The sequence below is a fragment of the Ilumatobacter sp. genome (assembly GCF_965215205.1).
Taxonomy (GTDB): Bacteria; Actinomycetota; Acidimicrobiia; order Acidimicrobiales; family Ilumatobacteraceae; genus Ilumatobacter_A.
In genome coordinates, this window is record NZ_OZ244049.1 from 1307000 (window position 1) to 1322575 (window position 15576).

General features: G+C 72.8%; 14 protein-coding genes. 8 read left to right on the top strand and 6 right to left on the bottom strand.

The features are described 5' to 3' along the window. Positions 1 to 45: 45 nt before the first annotated feature. The 3 genes from ACOOHC_RS06165 (at position 46) to ACOOHC_RS06175 (ending at position 2679) form a co-directional block, all read left to right on the top strand. Complete coding sequence (locus tag ACOOHC_RS06165) at positions 46 to 498, top strand: globin (RefSeq protein WP_420453131.1); 453 nt, start codon at positions 46 to 48, stop codon at positions 496 to 498. A gap of 307 nt (positions 499 to 805) precedes the next feature. Then, positions 806 to 1810, top strand: a complete 1005-nt coding sequence (locus tag ACOOHC_RS06170) for an ABC transporter ATP-binding protein (RefSeq protein ID WP_420453132.1) — start codon at positions 806 to 808, stop codon at positions 1808 to 1810. Between the two features lie 5 nt (positions 1811 to 1815). Continuing rightward, on the top strand, positions 1816 to 2679 hold the full coding sequence (locus tag ACOOHC_RS06175) for an ABC transporter permease (protein WP_420453133.1): 864 nt from the start codon (positions 1816 to 1818) through the stop codon (positions 2677 to 2679). 105 nt (positions 2680 to 2784) lie between these two features. On the opposite strand, the gene purU is transcribed toward ACOOHC_RS06175, so the two are convergent. From purU to ACOOHC_RS06190, 3 genes are all read right to left on the bottom strand, one after another. Beyond that, positions 2785 to 3645, bottom strand: coding sequence for a formyltetrahydrofolate deformylase (purU, locus tag ACOOHC_RS06180; RefSeq protein WP_420453134.1), 861 nt, complete (start codon positions 3643 to 3645; stop codon positions 2785 to 2787). A 9-nt stretch (positions 3646 to 3654) separates the two neighbouring features. After that, positions 3655 to 4503 carry a TrmH family RNA methyltransferase gene (locus ACOOHC_RS06185; RefSeq protein WP_420453135.1) on the bottom strand — a complete coding sequence of 283 codons (849 nt, stop codon included), beginning with the start codon at positions 4501 to 4503 and terminating at the stop codon, positions 3655 to 3657. 165 nt (positions 4504 to 4668) lie between these two features. Then, positions 4669 to 5598, bottom strand: coding sequence for a 1,4-dihydroxy-2-naphthoyl-CoA synthase (locus tag ACOOHC_RS06190; protein ID WP_420453136.1), 930 nt, complete (start codon positions 5596 to 5598; stop codon positions 4669 to 4671). A 283-nt stretch (positions 5599 to 5881) separates the two neighbouring features. On the opposite strand from ACOOHC_RS06190, the gene ACOOHC_RS06195 reads away from it, so the two are divergent. From ACOOHC_RS06195 to ACOOHC_RS06210, 4 genes are all read left to right on the top strand, one after another. Then, on the top strand, positions 5882 to 6496 hold the full coding sequence (locus ACOOHC_RS06195; protein ID WP_420453137.1) for a hypothetical protein: 615 nt from the start codon (positions 5882 to 5884) through the stop codon (positions 6494 to 6496). Positions 6497 to 6629: 133 nt separating this feature from the next. Beyond that, complete coding sequence (locus ACOOHC_RS06200; RefSeq protein ID WP_420453138.1) at positions 6630 to 7415, top strand: alpha/beta fold hydrolase; 786 nt, start codon at positions 6630 to 6632, stop codon at positions 7413 to 7415. 16 nt (positions 7416 to 7431) lie between these two features. Next, positions 7432 to 8184 carry a coenzyme F420-0:L-glutamate ligase gene (cofE, locus tag ACOOHC_RS06205; protein WP_420453139.1) on the top strand — a complete coding sequence of 251 codons (753 nt, stop codon included), beginning with the start codon at positions 7432 to 7434 and terminating at the stop codon, positions 8182 to 8184. Between the two features lie 2 nt (positions 8185 to 8186). After that, positions 8187 to 9380 carry a Fic family protein gene (locus ACOOHC_RS06210; protein ID WP_420453140.1) on the top strand — a complete coding sequence of 398 codons (1194 nt, stop codon included), beginning with the start codon at positions 8187 to 8189 and terminating at the stop codon, positions 9378 to 9380. An 86-nt stretch (positions 9381 to 9466) separates the two neighbouring features. Here the strand turns inward: ACOOHC_RS06210 and ACOOHC_RS06215 are convergent, their stop codons facing one another. Continuing rightward, positions 9467 to 10816 carry a M20/M25/M40 family metallo-hydrolase gene (locus tag ACOOHC_RS06215; RefSeq protein ID WP_420453141.1) on the bottom strand — a complete coding sequence of 450 codons (1350 nt, stop codon included), beginning with the start codon at positions 10814 to 10816 and terminating at the stop codon, positions 9467 to 9469. 203 nt (positions 10817 to 11019) lie between these two features. Here ACOOHC_RS06215 and ACOOHC_RS06220 point away from each other — a divergent pair, with 203 nt between their 5' ends. Beyond that, positions 11020 to 12099 (top strand): hypothetical protein, encoded by a 1080-nt coding sequence (locus ACOOHC_RS06220; RefSeq protein WP_420453142.1) that lies wholly within the window; start codon positions 11020 to 11022, stop codon positions 12097 to 12099. Between the two features lie 31 nt (positions 12100 to 12130). Here ACOOHC_RS06220 and ACOOHC_RS06225 read toward each other — a convergent pair whose 3' ends face one another. Both ACOOHC_RS06225 and ACOOHC_RS06230 read right to left on the bottom strand, forming a co-directional pair. Further along, positions 12131 to 12712 (bottom strand): nuclease-related domain-containing protein, encoded by a 582-nt coding sequence (locus tag ACOOHC_RS06225; RefSeq protein ID WP_420453143.1) that lies wholly within the window; start codon positions 12710 to 12712, stop codon positions 12131 to 12133. A 102-nt stretch (positions 12713 to 12814) separates the two neighbouring features. Then, entirely contained in the window at positions 12815 to 15571 is a 2757-nt protein-coding gene (locus ACOOHC_RS06230; protein ID WP_420453144.1) for a GNAT family N-acetyltransferase, read from the bottom strand. Positions 15572 to 15576 lie beyond the last annotated feature (5 nt).

Genomic DNA, 15576 nt, shown 5'->3' on the forward strand with positions numbered 1-15576 from the left:
CGAGGGCCCACCGGCGTCGGCGTCGGCCCCACTAGCGTGGGAGCCGTGCCCGACGTCGATCCGCCCACCCTGTACGAACGGGTCGGTGGGGAGGCGTTCTTCGAGCGCCTCGTCGAGGTGTTCTACGACGCCGTCGCGACCGACGAGGTCCTCCTGCCGCTCTACCCGGAGCAGCCGGACCTGTCCGGGGCCCGGCGTCGCCTGACCCTCTTCCTCGTCCAGTACTGGGGAGGACCGACCACGTACTCCGATGAGCGGGGCCACCCCCGTCTGCGGATGCGGCACCTGCCGTTCCACGTCGGACCGCTCGAGCGGGACCGGTGGTTGACGCACATGGCCGCCGCTGTCGAGACCGCCTGCTCGGAGCGAGCCACGACGGGAGCCTCGACCCTTGTCGGGGTGGCCGAGGAGCTGCTCGCCTACTTCGTCCCCGCCGCCGAGCACCTGCGCAACGACACCGGCCTGCCGATCTCGAGCAGCCGTCCGGTGCACCGCTGAACGGCCCCCCACGGTGGACGAGCACCGAATCCGTCAGGCGCAGACGACACTCGACACTCGACACTCGACACTCATCCGAGTACCGAATCCGTCAGGCGCAGACGACACTCAACACTCCTCCGAGTACCGAATCCGTCAGACGCCGACGACAAGGGGGAGACGACACTCGTCCGAGTACCGAATCCGTCAGGCGCAGACGACACTCGTCCGAGTACCGAATCCGTCAGGCGCCGACGACACTCGTCTGGTGCACCGCTGAGCGGACCTTCCGTGGGCCCTCGCGTGGACCCGGGCTAACGTCGCGACCGTGTCGGTCATCGAGGTGCGCGACCTGGTCAAGTCCTACGGCGACCGGCGTGCCGTCGACGGCGTCTCGTTCCAGGTCGAGCCCGGCGAGGTGTACGCGCTGCTCGGCGAGAACGGAGCCGGCAAGTCCACCACCGTGGAGATCCTCGAAGGGCATCGAGAGCGCTCCGCCGGCGAGGTCACGGTGCTCGGCGTCGACCCGATCGACGCCGGCCGCGACTTCCGCGACCGGATCGGGGTCGTCCTGCAGTCCGCCGGGATCGAGTCCGAGTTCAGCGTGCGCGAGGTGGTCGAGCTGTACCGCAGCGCCTACCGCGACCCGAGGGACCTCGACGAGGTCTTGGGGCTCGTCGGGTTGGAGGACCAGGTCGACGACCGCGTCGGCTCGCTGTCGGGTGGACAGAAGCGGCGCGTCGACCTCGCGCTCGGCATCGTCGGCCGCCCGGAGGTGCTCTTCCTCGACGAGCCGACCACCGGCTTCGACCCGACCGCCCGCCGACGCTCGTGGGACCTGGTCGAGGCCCTGTGCGCCGGTGGCACGACGGTCCTGCTCACCACCCACTACCTGGACGAGGCCGAGCACCTCGCGGACCGGGTCGGTGTGCTCATGGGCGGGCGCCTCGTCGCCGAGGGCCCGCCCGCCCAGCTGATCGAGGGGATCAGCGGGACGACCGTCAGCTTCTCGCTGCCCGACTCCGTCGAGCTGTCCGACGCCGTCGACTCGCTGCGGGCGGCGCTCGCGACCGAGCTGCGCGTGTCGGGCCGGCTGGTCCAGGCGAACGTCGACCACCCGACCCAGGTGGTCCACCGCGCCACCGGGTGGGCGATCGAGCGGCGGATCGAGCTGGAGGGCCTCACCGTCGTGCGCGCCTCGCTCGAGGACGCGTTCCTCCGCCTCACCGACACCGGCACCGACGCCGACACCGATCCGGTCTCCGAGACCGGCACCGACATCGACTCGGTCGCCGAGACCGACGCGGCCGCCGGGCGCGGTCCCGTCGCGTGAGCGCCGTGACCGACGGGAGCGCGCCGCACGAGCCCGGCTCGACGCCGAGGGGAGCGTTCCCGTCCGCGCTGGGGTTGCTCCTGCGCCAGACCGGCTACCAGATCACCTACTTCCGGCGCGTCCCGGTCGCCCTGTTCTTCACCCTCGTGCTCCCGCTGGTCATGCTGGTCCTGTTCAACGCGCTCTTCGGCGATTCGGAGGTGCGCACCGACGAGGGGACGTGGACGGCGCAGCAGTTCTTCACCGGCGGGCTCGCGGCGTTCACGGCCGTGTCCGCGACGTTCACCAACCTGGCGAACATGGTGCCGATCCGCCGCGACGAGGGGGTGCTCAAGCGGTGGCGGACGACACCGCTGCCGACCTGGGTGCACATCGGGGGCTTCGTGCTCTCGTCCGTGCTCATCGCGCTCGCCGGCGTCGTGCTGATGCTCGCGATGGGTGTCGTGCTCTACGGCCTCGAGATCGAGCCGGCGAAGATGCCGGCGGCGCTGGTCACCTTCGTCGTCGGGGTCACGTCGTTCGCGGCGCTCGGGATGGCGGTCGCCGCCCTGGTGCGCCAGGCCCAGTCGGCCTCCGCCGTGGCGAACGCCGTGATCCTGCCGCTCGCGTTCGTCTCCGACGTGTTCCTCGCGATCGACGACGCGCCTCGTTGGATGGAGGTCGTGGGGGGTGCGTTCCCGCTCAAGCCGTTCGTCAACGCGTTCCAGGACTGCTTCAACCCGCTCGTCGACGCTCCGGCGTTCGCCTGGGGGAGCCTCGCCTTCGTCGCGACCTGGGGTGTCGTCGGGCTCCTGGTCGCGCTGTCGCGCTTCTCCTGGGAACCGTCGGGAGCCGCTCCCCGCGGCCGTCGGTCGCGTCGCTCCGAGTGAGGGCGGACGTCCCGTCGTCGAGCGTGTGACGCCGATCCGGGACCACCGGTCCGCCGTCGACGATCAGGTGTCGTCGATCAGTGGTCGACGATCAGGTGTCGACGATCAGGTGTAGACGATGGTGTGGTGCCGGTGGACGGCGACGCGGTGCTCCAGGTGGGCGCGCACGGCGCGGGCGAGCACGACGGTCTCGAGGTCGCGACCCATCGCCGTGAGGCGGGCGACGTCGTCGCGATGCGTCACGTGCTCGGTGTCCTGGGCGATGATCGGGCCCTCGTCGAGCTCCGCGGTGGCGTAGTGGGCGGTCGCCCCGATCAGCTTCACCCCCCGCTCGTGGGCCTGCCGGTACGGGTTCGCGCCCATGAACGCCGGCAGGAACGAGTGGTGGATGTTGATGATCCTCGACGGGTACGCCTCGATCACCGCGTCGCTCAGGATCTGCATGTAGCGGGCGAGGACGACCAGCTCGACGCCGTGCTCGACCAGCACCTCGAGGAGGCGCTGCTCCTGGTCCGCCTTGTTCTCCGCGGTCACCGGCAGGTGGACGTAGGGGAGGCCCATGTGCTCGCAGAACGCGGCGTGGTCCGGGTGGTTGGACACCACGACGCGCAGGTCCATCGGCAGCTCCCCGCTCCGCCACCGGGCGAGCAGGTCGTACAGGCAGTGCGCCTGGCGTGACGCCATGATCGCCGTCGGGACCTCGACGCCGTCGTCGTGCAGCTCGACGTCCATCCCGAAGTGGCGCGCCAGCGGCTCGAAGGACGTCGCGAAGCGCTCCGCGTCGATCTCGGGGCGCAGGAGGTCGAACACGACGCGCTGGAAGAACACCGCCTCGTCGGGGGCTGCGCCACGCTCGATGTGCTGCTCGGCGTGGACGATGTTGCCGCCGTGGTGGGTGATGAACTCCGCGGTGGCGGCGGAGAGACCGGGGCGATCGGCACACGACACCAGCAGCACGTTCGACACCGCCTCGTTCTACACGATCCCCGCCCGGTCGGTGGTGGACGTGCGCTCGTCGCCGCGGCCGCCGTCGCGCCGCGGTCGCAGGGCCCAGCACGCGATCGCCGTGGCGGCGGCTGCGTTGAGGGAATCGACGCCGTGCGCCATCGTGATCCGCACCGGGATGGCGAGAGCGACCAGCTCCTCGGACAGACCGGCGCGCTCCGACCCCACGAGGATCGCGGCGCGCCGACCGGCGTCGATCTCCTCGAGCGCGACGGCGTCGGCGGCCGGCGTGAGGGCGTAGAGCTCGACGTCGCCGAGCCGGCGCAGGTCGTCGGCGAGCGAGGAGGTGCGCGCGTGAGCGAGCGCGAACGCGGTCCCCATCGCGACGCGCAGCGAGCGGCGGGCGAGGGGGTCGGCGCTGGTGTGGTCGAGCAGGATCCCGTCCCAGCCGAGGCCGGCGGCGTTGCGCACGATCGCGCCGACGTTCGCCGGGTTGTCGACCGCCTCGAGCACGACGAGGCGGTCGCAGCGACGGGCGAGGTCGAGCGCGGCGGGGCGCGCCGGTCGGTGGAACAGGGCGATCACCGACTGGGGCATGCCCAGCCCGGACACGATGCGACGGACGCGCTCGCCGCCTCCGTAGACGGGGCAGTCGAGGCGGTCGGCGACGGCGGGGACCCGGTCGGGGTCGACGAGCGCCGCGATCGGTCGGCAGCCGGCGTCGAGGGCGCGCCCGACGACGAGGACGCCCTCGGCGAGGAACCGACCGGCGCCGGCGTCGTCGCGCTTGTCGCTGCGGCTCGCGAGGCCGCGCTCGTTCATCCGGAACTGGGCGAAGCGCTCGTCGTCGGGGTCGTCGACGATGATCACCGCGGCCACGCCGCCGAGCATGCCAGCCCGCGTGCCTCGCGCCACGGGTTCGGCCGGTGCCCCGGCCCGGCGCAGCGCGGCGCGGCGCGGTCGACGGTGGCCCGTGTCGGTACGGGTCTGACCCGTAGCGAGACGCGAGCGGTGCGCGTCGGTCCCGACGGGCGTGGGTGCGGTTCAGAAGTGGTACGGGAAGGGGGACCAGTCGGCGTCGCGCTTGTCGAGGAAGCTGTCGCGGCCCTCGGCGGCCTCGTCGGTGCCGTAGGCGAGGCGGGTGGCCTCGCCGGCGAAGATCTGCTGCCCGACGAGGCCGTCGTCGATCAGGTTGAAGGAGTACTTCAGCATGCGCTGCGCCGTCGGGCTCTTCGCGCAGATCTCTCGTCCCCACTCGAGGGCGGTCGCCTCCAGCTCGGCGTGGGGGACCGACTCGTTGACGGCGCCCATCTCCTTCATCTGGTCGGCGCTGTAGGTGCGGCCGAGGAAGAAGATCTCGCGTGCGAACTTCTGGCCCACCTGGCGGGCGAGGTACGCGGAGCCGAACCCGCCGTCGAAGCTGGCGACGTCGGCGTCGGTCTGCTTGAAGCGCGCGTGCTCGGTGCTCGCCAGGGTGAGGTCGGACACCACGTGCAGCGAGTGCCCGCCGCCTGCGGCCCACCCGGGGACGACGCAGATCACCACCTTCGGCATGAACCGGATCAGGCGCTGCACCTCGAGGATGTGCAGCCGCCCGGCCCGACCGGGCTCGATCGACGCGGCGTCCTCGCCGTCGGCGTACTTGTACCCGTCCGCGCCGCGGATCCGCTGGTCGCCACCGGAGCAGAACGCCCACCCGCCGTCGCGTGGCGACGGCCCGTTGCCGGTCAGCAGGACGCACCCGACGTCGGTCGACGTGCGCGCGTGGTCGAGGGCGCGGAACAGCTCGTCGACGGTGCGCGGGCGGAAGGCGTTGCGGATCTCGGGGCGGTCGAACGCGATCCGCACCACCCCCGACGCCCGGCCCTCGCCGCGGGCGCGGTGGTACGTGATGTCGGTCAGGTCGAACCCGGGCACCTCGTCCCAGGCATCGGGGTCGAAGATCTCCGAGACGTGGCGGTCGTCGCTGCTCATGGGTCGAAGTCTGGCGTGCCCGGGTGCGCCGACGTGCGACGCGCCGCCCCGGCGTCGTCGTGCGCGAGCGCGCCGCCGCCCGCCGCCCGCCGCCCGCCGCCCGCCGGCCGCCGCCCGCTTCGCGTCGATCACACCGGTGGTCCGTCCGTCATCGTTCGCGCAGGGGTCCGCCGCCCGTCGCCGCGTCGAGCGCGCCGGTCGTGCGTGCGTCGTCGTTCGCGCACGGGCCCGGTGGCGCTCGACGCGAGCCGGCACCGGCGCGCACGGTGCTAGACCGGGCGGGATGCGACCACGATCCCCCGGCGCCGCCGCGCTCCGCTCGACGAGGGCGGCGGTCGCGATCGCCGTCGTCGTGGCCACCGTCGGGGCCGGGTGCTCGGGTCCGGAACCCGCCGTCGACGACGAGGTGGTCGCGACCCTCGGTGAGCTCGACGACGTGGTGGTCACCGTGGATCCCGACGATCTGGCGGGAGAACCCATCGTGATCGGGTCGGTGCCGCCGGCCACGGGCGATGTCTCGCCCGGCCGTGCCTCGACCGGCGATCGCTCGTCCGGCGAGGGTTCGTCCGGGCAGGACGGCGCCGACGGACTCGTGGCGGGAGACGCTCCCACGTCGGCGGACGGATCCGGCGACGGGCTGAACCCGTTCGGCGGAGACGACCCCGAGGACCGGCGGATGCCCGACGTGGTGTGCATGATCCTGCAGGACGCCCAGGACGAGATCCAGGACCGCGGGGTGCTGCTGTCGCGCAGCGAGGACGCCACCGGGGCCGGGCGCCGGCAGATCCTCGACCGCAACTGGGTCGTCGTCGCCCAGTCACCCGAGCCCGGGGTCGAGATCGGCGAGCGCGACGCGCTGCTGTCGGTCGTCGGGCGCGACGAGACCGACGACTGCTGAGCCCGGCCGGGGGCGATGGGCCCGGGCTCCCTCGGTCGCGGGATCGAGCGGTCCGCGATCCGCCCCGGTCGGGCACCACGGTCGCAGCGACACCGCTGGATCGGCGGCGTCGGAGCGCGACTAGCCTCCGCGCATGCCCCAGGCGCCGGTGAACGGCCAGCAGCTCCACTACGAGGACACCGGTGGCGACGGACCGGTCGTCGTGCTCTCCCACGGCTTCCTGATGGACCACGAGATGTTCGCTCCCCAGGTCGAGTTCCTCCGAGGCGACCACCGGGTGATCACCTGGGACGAGCGTGGCTTCGGCCGCACCGAGTTCGACGGCGAGCCCTTCACCTACTGGGACTCGGCGTCCGACGTGCTCGGCCTGCTCGACCACCTCGACGTCGACCGCGCCGTGCTCGGCGGGATGAGCCAGGGCGGCTTCCTCTCGCTGCGCGCCGCGCTCACGGCCCCCGAGCGGGTGCGTGCGCTGATCCTGCTCGACACCCAGGCCGGAGCCGAGGACGCGCGGCACGTGGAGGGCTACCGCCAGATGATCGACACCTGGGTCACGGTCGGGCCCGTCGACGAGCTGGCGCACGCGGTGGCGGGGATGATCATCGCCGACCCCGACCACGACGAGCGCTGGATCGACAAGTGGCGCGAGCTCCCGAAGGAGCAGTTGCGCGAACCGGGCGAGGCGCTGCTCGGGCGAGAGGACATCTCCGACCGGCTCGGTGAGATCACCTGCCCGGCGCTCGTGGCCCACGGCACCGAGGACACGGCGATCACGATGGAGGACGCCGAGGCCCTCGCCGACGGCCTGCCCGGCGCAGGTCGGGTCGTGAGGGTCGGTGGCGCCCACGCCGCGAGCATGACCGACCCGGGGCCGGTGAACGCCGCGATCGAGGCGTTCCTCGCAGGGTTGCCGACGTGATCGCGACGGGGCCCCGATGACGCGCCTCGAGGTGTTCGGCGTCGGTGGCCTGCCCGAGATCACCGAGGGGATGGACCTCGCACGGATGATCGTCGACGCGGCCGCGGCGCAGGGCGACCCGATCGTCGACGGCGACGTCGTGCTGGTGACCTCGAAGATCGTGTCGAAGGTCGAAGGCCGCACCGTCGAGCTCGACGACGTCGAGCCGTCCGACTTCGCCCGACGGTGGTCGACGACGTGGGACAAGGACCCGCGCGTCACCGAGGTCGTGCTGCGCGAGTCGAAGCGCATCATCCGCCAGATCGGGCCGGTGCTGATCACCGAGACGCACCACGGGTTCTGCTGCGCGAACTCGGGTGTCGACCAGTCCTCCAGCGGGGCGCACGGGCGCATCCTCACCCTGCCGCTGGATCCGGACTCGACGTGCCGTGCCCAGCGTGCCCGCTTCGCCCAGCTCGGCGCCGACGTCGCGGTGATCATGACCGACACGTTCGGGCGCCCGTGGCGCGAGGGCCAGACCGACATCGCGATCGGGATCGCCGGGATGGACCCTCTGCGCAGCTACATCGGCCAGCACGACCCCCACGGCCACGAGTTCCGCGTCCAGGAGATCTGCTCGGCGGACGAGCTGGCGAGCGCCGCGGAGCTGGTGAAGGGCAACACGTCGCGGGTGCCGGTCGCGGTGGTCCGGGGCTACGAGTTCGAGCCCGACGACGACGCGTCGATGGCGCCGGTGCTGCGCGACGCCGAGCGAGACCTCTTCCGCTGACGATGCCGCGGAACGCGCCGTGGCCCGCCGTCACCCACGAACGTCTCACCTGGCTGATCGAGCAGGGCGGTGACTCGCGCCGCTCGGTGGGCCGGCATCGCTACGACTCGGCGATCGTGCCGTCGATCGCGACCCACGACATGCTGCTGCCGTCGGAGTGCGCTCTCGTCTCCGAGGACGTGCGCACCGCGATCGCCGCGTTCGACGTGCGCGTCGGCGACACCCTGGCCCCGCTGGAGTCGCTCCTGCGAAAGATCGAGTCCTCCGCCTCGTCACGGATCGAGAACGTCGCGGCCCCCGTCCCCGATCTGCTGATCGCCGAGGTGGGAGGTGAGCAGGCGCGCTCGGTGACCGAGGTCCTCGGCAACGTGCGCGCGACCGACGTCGCGATCGACCTGTCCAGCGACATCACCCCCGATGCCGTGCTGGGCATCCACCGGGCGCTGCTGTCCGACACCCACCCCGTGCTCGCCGGGCGGTGGCGGACCGAGCCGGTGTGGATCGGCAGCTACTCGGCGGGGCCGCCGGCGGCCGAGTACGTGCCCCCGGCGGCGGGTCGGATCCCCGACGCGATGGACGACCTGTGCGACTTCATCGGTCGCACCGACATGCCCGTGTTCGTCCAGGCGATGGTGATGCACGCCCAGTTCGAGACGATCCACCCGTTCGCCGACGGCAACGGCCGGGTCGGTCGCGCCCTGATCCACGCGCTGCTGCGTCGCGACGGGTTGACCAAGGCGGCGACGCTGCCGATCTCGGCGGGGATCGTGTCGCAGAAGCACCGCTACATCGAGGCCCTCACCGAGTACCGCCACGGCGACTTCGTCCCGATCGTCGAGCTGGGGGCGGATGCGATGTTCGCGGCGCTGCAGAACGCCTCCCACCTGTACGACGACGTCCTGCGGATGCGGCGGGAGTGGGAGGAGCGCACGAGCGAGCTGCGCTCGGACGCGGTCGCGCACCGCGTCGTGGACCTGCTGCTCGAGCACCCGGTGGTCGACTCCGCGCTGCTCGAGTCGATCGTCGGCGCGAGCGAGCCCACGATCGTGCGCGCCCTCGGCGAGCTCCACGAGCGCCGCGTGGTCACCCCGATCGAGCACGACGGCACCGGGTCGCAACGCTACGTGTGCCAGGAGATCGTCCGCGCCCTCAACGCCTTCACCACCCGCTCGATCAACCCCTTCGGCCGCCACTGACTCCACGACCGTCGCGTTACGGGTCAGACCCGTAACGCGACGGGCACGGCACCGATGGGGTCAGGCCCCGTCCGTGACGCGAGACGTCAGGAGAGGAGGTCGCGGGCGATGCCGTGGAAGTACTGCCCGGACAGCCCGAGCGACGTGATGTCGATGCGCTCGTTGTGCCCGTGGAAGCGCGACCCGAACGTGGCGAAGTCCACGTCGGCGGAGTACAGCCCGGCTCCGTAGGCCGTCTTGCCCCGCTCGCGGTAGAAGCGGGCGTCGGTGCCCCCGACGATCAGGCCCGGGACGAGCTCCGCTCCCGGGTACGCGATCTGGGTGTGCTTCTCGACCGAGCGCCACAGGGCGTTGTCCTCCCCGTACGGCGAGGTGGTCGACGGCGAGCTCTGCAGCTCGCTGACCTCCACGTGGTCGTACAGGTCGCCGAGCGCGAGACGCAGGTGCTCGTCGACGCTGTCGCCGTCCTCGCCGGGCACGGTCCGGATGTCGACCTCGAGGTCGATCACGTCGGGCACCATGTTGGTCTTCTGGCCGCCGGAGACCACGTTCGGCGAGAAGGTCGTGTGCGTCGACGCGTGGCACACGCGTGCCGCCGGTGCGGGCATCGTCTCGAGGGTGTCCCAGATCGACGCCGGGTCGAGCAGACCGTCGCGCACCTCGTCGGGCAGCGACATCGACGCGACCTGCCGCCGCCAGATGTCGTCGAGGTTCGGCGTCGGCCGGTACTCGGTGAGGCGTCGCACGATCTCGGCGGTCTTCACGAGGGCGTTGTCCGCGCCGAAGGGCATCGAGCCGTGGCCGGGGGTCCCGCGCACGCGCAGGCGGCGCCACGCCATGCCCTTCTCGTTCACGTTGATCGTGACCTTCCGCGTCCCATCGGCGGATTCGTGCGACCACCCGCCGAGCTCGGTCAGCACGTAGTCGGCGTCGATGACGTCCCAGTGGTGCTCGGCCATCCACTCCGCGCCCCACACCCCGCCGGCCTCCTCGTCGCCGACGCCGAAGTAGATGAGATCCCCCTTCGGACGGAACCCCTCGTCCGCGAGGCGACGGAACGCCACCGCCATCGACGAGGTGAGGTTGAGCATGTCGATCGCGCCACGGCCCCAGACCTCGCCGTCGATCACCTCGCCACCGAAGGGGTCGTTGTCCCACCCGTCGGGGTTGACCGGCACCACGTCGGTGTGTCCCATGAGGCACAGCGACGGCGCATCCGGGTCGGAGCCCTCGATGCGCGCCACCATCGAGTCGCGCCCGTCACGGGGGGTGTAGGTCTGGACGTCGAGCCCGGACCCCTCCAGGTACTGCTTCAGGGTGTCGGAGCTGCGCGTCTCGAAACCGGTGTCGCCGGTCCCGTCGTTGACGCACTCGTTGCGGATGAGCGTCTGCAGCAGCTCCGTGGTCGGTCCTTCGAACTCCTCGGCGGTCGGCATCCCCCGAACCTAGCGATCGCCCGGTCCCGGGTCGACGCGACCCCCCGGCGGTCCTGTCCCCGACGAGTGACGTTCGACCATCGCACCGATCCCACGTCGATCGACCGGCGCGGGCCGTCGGGTCGTCGTACGATCCGGGGATCGCCGCACGCCTGGTCCTCCGACTCGCCCTGTTCCTGGCGACGCTCGCGTGGAGCGGGTTCGTGCTCACCCAGACGGTCGGCGACCCCGATCGGGGCGAGCGGATGGCCCGTGCCGTGCTCGACGACGACGCGGCCCGCGCCCAGGTGGTGGCGCCCATCTCCTCGTCGGTGATGTCGACGACGGGGCTCCCGACCTCCCGTTCGGCGCAGGTCTCCGACGCCGTCGATCGCGCCCTGCGCGAGCCGTCGGGCGCTCAGGCGTTCATCGACCCGTTCGCGGGCTCGTGGGCACGCGTGCTCGGCGAGGACGATCCCCGGCCGGCCGTGTTCGATCTCGCCCCGGTCGTCGACGACATCGGGACCGAGCTGCTGCCGGCCGGCGTCGACCCCTCCGTGCTCGGCTCGGCGGGGGTGGCGGTCCCCGCCGTGTCGCTCCCCGGGACCCCGTTCCCCTGGCTCGGCGACGTCCGGCGGGGAGTCGCGTCGGCCGTCGTGCCGATGGCGCTGGTCGCGGGGGCGCTGGCGCTGATCGCGCTCGTCGCCGCCGGGGATCGCCGATGGGTCGTGCGCCGGATCGGCGTCTGGGCCGTCCTCGCCGGAGCCCTGTGGGTCGCCGTGCCGCCGATCGCCGTGCAGCTCGCACGGTGGTGGGTGCGCGGCTCGGACGCCCTGGTCGAGGTCGCCGTGCGCGAGGCGACCTCCGGGCTGCGGCCGGCGGCGATCGCGCTGGTCGCGCTCGGCGTGGCAGCGGTCGTCGGTTCGCTCGTGTGGCCGCGTTCGGTCCCGGAGCGGGCGGTCCCCACCGGCGCTCACGGACGGGCCCGTCGTGGCGTCGCCCACGCGACGACGCCGGGGCCCACGACCCCGGCGACGCCACGCTCGACGGTCGCGCGGAGCGGTCCCGCCGCGTCGGCGCGCCGTGCGCCATCGGGATCGAGCGCTCCGTCCGGTTCGGCACCTTCGCGTCGTCGGGCGGGGAGCGCCGGGCCGTCGTCTGCACCGACGCCGACGCCCACGCCGACGCCCACGTCGACGCCGACGACGCGCCGGATGCCGTCCGCCGACGCACCGACCGGGGAGACGCCGGTGACCACGAACCGCGGTCCCGACGAGGTGGACCTGTGGGAGTTCTACCGCTGACGTCGGCTCCCGCCGGTGACCGCCAGCGCGCTCACGAGCGCGGGTCGGGCCGGCCGATCGCGGTCAGCAGCGCGCTCCACACCTCGTCGACCCGCTCGCGGGTCAGCGGGCCCGGCGGCAGACCGACGAGCCACTGCTCGAGGCGTTGGCCCTCGACCGCGAACTGGCCGGGAGCGACCCGCTCCCCGGCCGGGCGCTCGGGGTGGGGTGTTCCCCAGTAGACCTTGGCGAGGGCCTCGCAGCGCACGCCGTGGGCGCTGGTGACGTCGTCGACATCGGAGCGGGCGAGGGCCGCCGCGGCGCCACGCTCGGGGTCGTCGACACCGCTCGGATCGACGTCGGGCCGGTCGAGGACGATCGTCTCGATCGCGATGACGCCGGTCGGGCCGACGACCACGTGGTCGATCCGGCCGAGGTGCGCCGTGATCTCGGGGACGACCCGCCACGGTGGTGACGACAGCTGCCGCAAGCGCTCGGAGGTGAGCCGGTTCCCGGGCATCGTGCGCGTCGAGTCGTCCGGGCGCAGCTCGCGCATCTTGATGCCGTACCACCGCCAGAACGCGAGCATCGCGATGGCGATCAGGACGAGGGGGACGATGATCCGGGGAGTCATGCGCCCATCAGTCCAGCACCTCGGACCCCGCGCGCGACGGATGACCTCGACGAGATCGCGACGCCTCCGATCCTCGAGCCGGCGCGCACGCCGGAGCGCCGCTCACTCGAGGCGCCGCAGCGGGGCGTGCACGTCGGGTCGGTCACGCAGGACCACCGTGACGTCGGTGACGATCGCGCCGTCGTCGGACACGATCACGGGGTTCATGTCGAGCTGGTCGATCGCGCCGTGCTCCGCGCAGAGCTGGGCGGCCTGCACGATCGCGTCGACGAGCGGCGACGGATCCCACCCCGCGTCCGCCAGCGCGCTGCCGACCTTGGTCTCGGTCAGCATCGCCGTGGCGCTCGCCGGGCCGACCGGCGCCAGCCGGCTCGACCGGTCGTCGATGATCTCGGCATCGATCCCCCCGTAGCCCACCTCGACGATGACCCCGAGTCGGGGGTCGCGCTCGCAGTGGATCCGCACGTCGATCCCGGGGTCGACCATCTGCTGGACGACGACCCGGTCCGCACCGGCGCCGAGCGAGTCGACCATCGTGCGCACCGCCTCGTCGACGTCGCTGCGCTCCGCGAGGTCGAGCGCGACGCCGGCCCGGGCGGAGCGGCCGGGGCGGCGGTGGACCGCCTTGACCGCGACCGGGTAGCCGATGCGGTCGGCGACCTCGCCGGCGCGCTGGGAGGTGGTGGTCACCGCGGCGGCGGTCGCGATCCCGTAGGTGGCGAGCAGGTGGCCCGCCGCCTCGATCCCCAACGTCGCCTCGCCGTCGTCGGGCGCCGCATCGGGTGCGGGCGGGCCCTCGCCGCGTCGGGCGAGGGCGACGGCGATCAACTCCTCCGCGTGCACCGGGTCGACCGGGCGCGTCGGGACGGGGGCGGTGTCGGCCTCGGTCCGCAGCCATCGGCCGTACGCGTGCGAGCGCGCCAGGGTGACGGCCGCCTGCTCCGGGAAGGTGAAGCTCGGGACGGTCGCACCGGCGGACACGGGTCCGTCCTCCGAGCCGATCATCACCGCGACCACCGGCTTGTCGGCACCCGACGCGGCGCGATCGATCGTCTCGCCCATCGCGTCGTGCGCGGTCGGCACGGGCGGGGCGAACACCACGAGGACGCCGTCGACGTCGGGATCGGCGAGGGCCGAGGCGATCGCGCGCTCGTAGTCGGCGGAGTCCGCGCTCCAGTCGAGTCGCTCGGTCACCGGAGCGATCTCCAACCCCGCTGTCGTCAGCGCCGCCTGGGCGAGGGTGCGCGGGCTCGACGAGTTGCTCACCACCGCGACTCGGCGCCCGCGCAGCACGGGCTGGTGCACGAGCACCCGGCAGGCGTCGAGCATCGCGTTGACGGTGGGGACCTCGATCACGCCGGCCTGCTGGTACAGGGCGCTTCCCATCGCATCGGCCGCCGCCCCCGTGCGGACCGCGACGATCGGTCGCGACCGCGACACCCGTCGGGCGAGGCGCGCGAACTTGCGCGGGTTGCCGAACGTCTCGGTGTAGAGGCCGATCACCTTGGTCAGCTGGTCGTCCTCCCAGAACTGGAGGAGGTCGTTCGCCGACACGTCCGACTTGTCGCCGAGCGACACGAACCAGTTGAGGCCGAGGTCGAGGCCGTGGGCGCGGCGCAGCAGGGAGGCGCCGATGCTGCCCGACTGCATCGAGATGGACACCCCGCCGGCCGGGAGGTCGACCTCGACGAGCGAGGCCTGGATCGCCGAGTCGGCGTGGAGCGAGGCGAACCCCATGCTCGACGGCCCGATCAGCCGCAGCCCGTTGCGGCGCGCGCGCGACACCAGCGCCGCGACGTCGATCGCGGGGGAACCCTCGTCGTCGTTCGCCTCCACGCTCGTCACGATCACCGCCCCGCGCATCCGCTTGGCGATGCACGCGTCGATCGTCGCCTCGAGCGCGCCCGGGGGCACGGCCACGACGGCGAGCGACACGCCGTCGGGGAGGTCGCCGACCGAGCCGTAGCAGCGCTGGCCGTCGAGGTCCTCCAGGCGGGGGTTGACCGGGTACACCGGCACCGAGGCGCTCGAGCGCACGTTGCGCCACACGATGTTGCCCACCGACGACTCGCGATCCGACGCGCCGACCACCGCGACCGACCGGGGCAGCAGGATCCGTGCGACCGCGCGCGAGTCGGCGCGGTGCTCGCGACCCTCGACCGTGTCGAGGAACTCGCTCGTCGGGGCGAGCTCCCAGTCCAGGTCGACGACCCCCGACTCGAACCGTCGCTGGAGCGGCCACCCGGCCTTGGCGAACACCGACAGCATCCCCCGGTTGTCGCTGAGCACCTCGGCGGTGAACCGCTCGATGCCGTTGGTCCGGGCGATCGCGGCGAGGTGCTCCAGCATCAGCGTGGCGATGCCGCGGCCGTGGTGCTCGTCGTCGACCATGAACGCGGCCTCGGCCTCGTCGCGGCCGGGCCAGCGCTCGTAGCTCGACCACGCGACGAACTCGTCGTGGACCTCGACCGCGAGGGCGACGCGGTCGACCATGTCGACACGGGTGAAGTGGTCGAGCTCACGTCGCGTCAGGGTCGGCTTGGGGGAGAAGTAGCGGCGGTAGACCGAGTCCCCGGACTGGCGCTCGTGGAAGGCGAGCAGATCGTCGGCGTCGGCGGGGACGAGCGGGCGGATGTGGGCCGACTCGCCGTCGCCGAGGACGACGGTGGCCGACCACCGGGACTCGGGCTCCGGCGTCGCCCCCGCGACCGCCCTCGGCTTCGTCGGTGTCGGGTCGGTGCGCGTCGCCGACGCGCCCGGCTCGGACCCCGTCGCGCGCTGCGCGTCCGAGCGCGCCTCGGGTTCCGGCTCCGCCGAGGGCTCGGGACCCGAGCCCTCGGCGCCGGCGGTGCTGCTCACGGGCT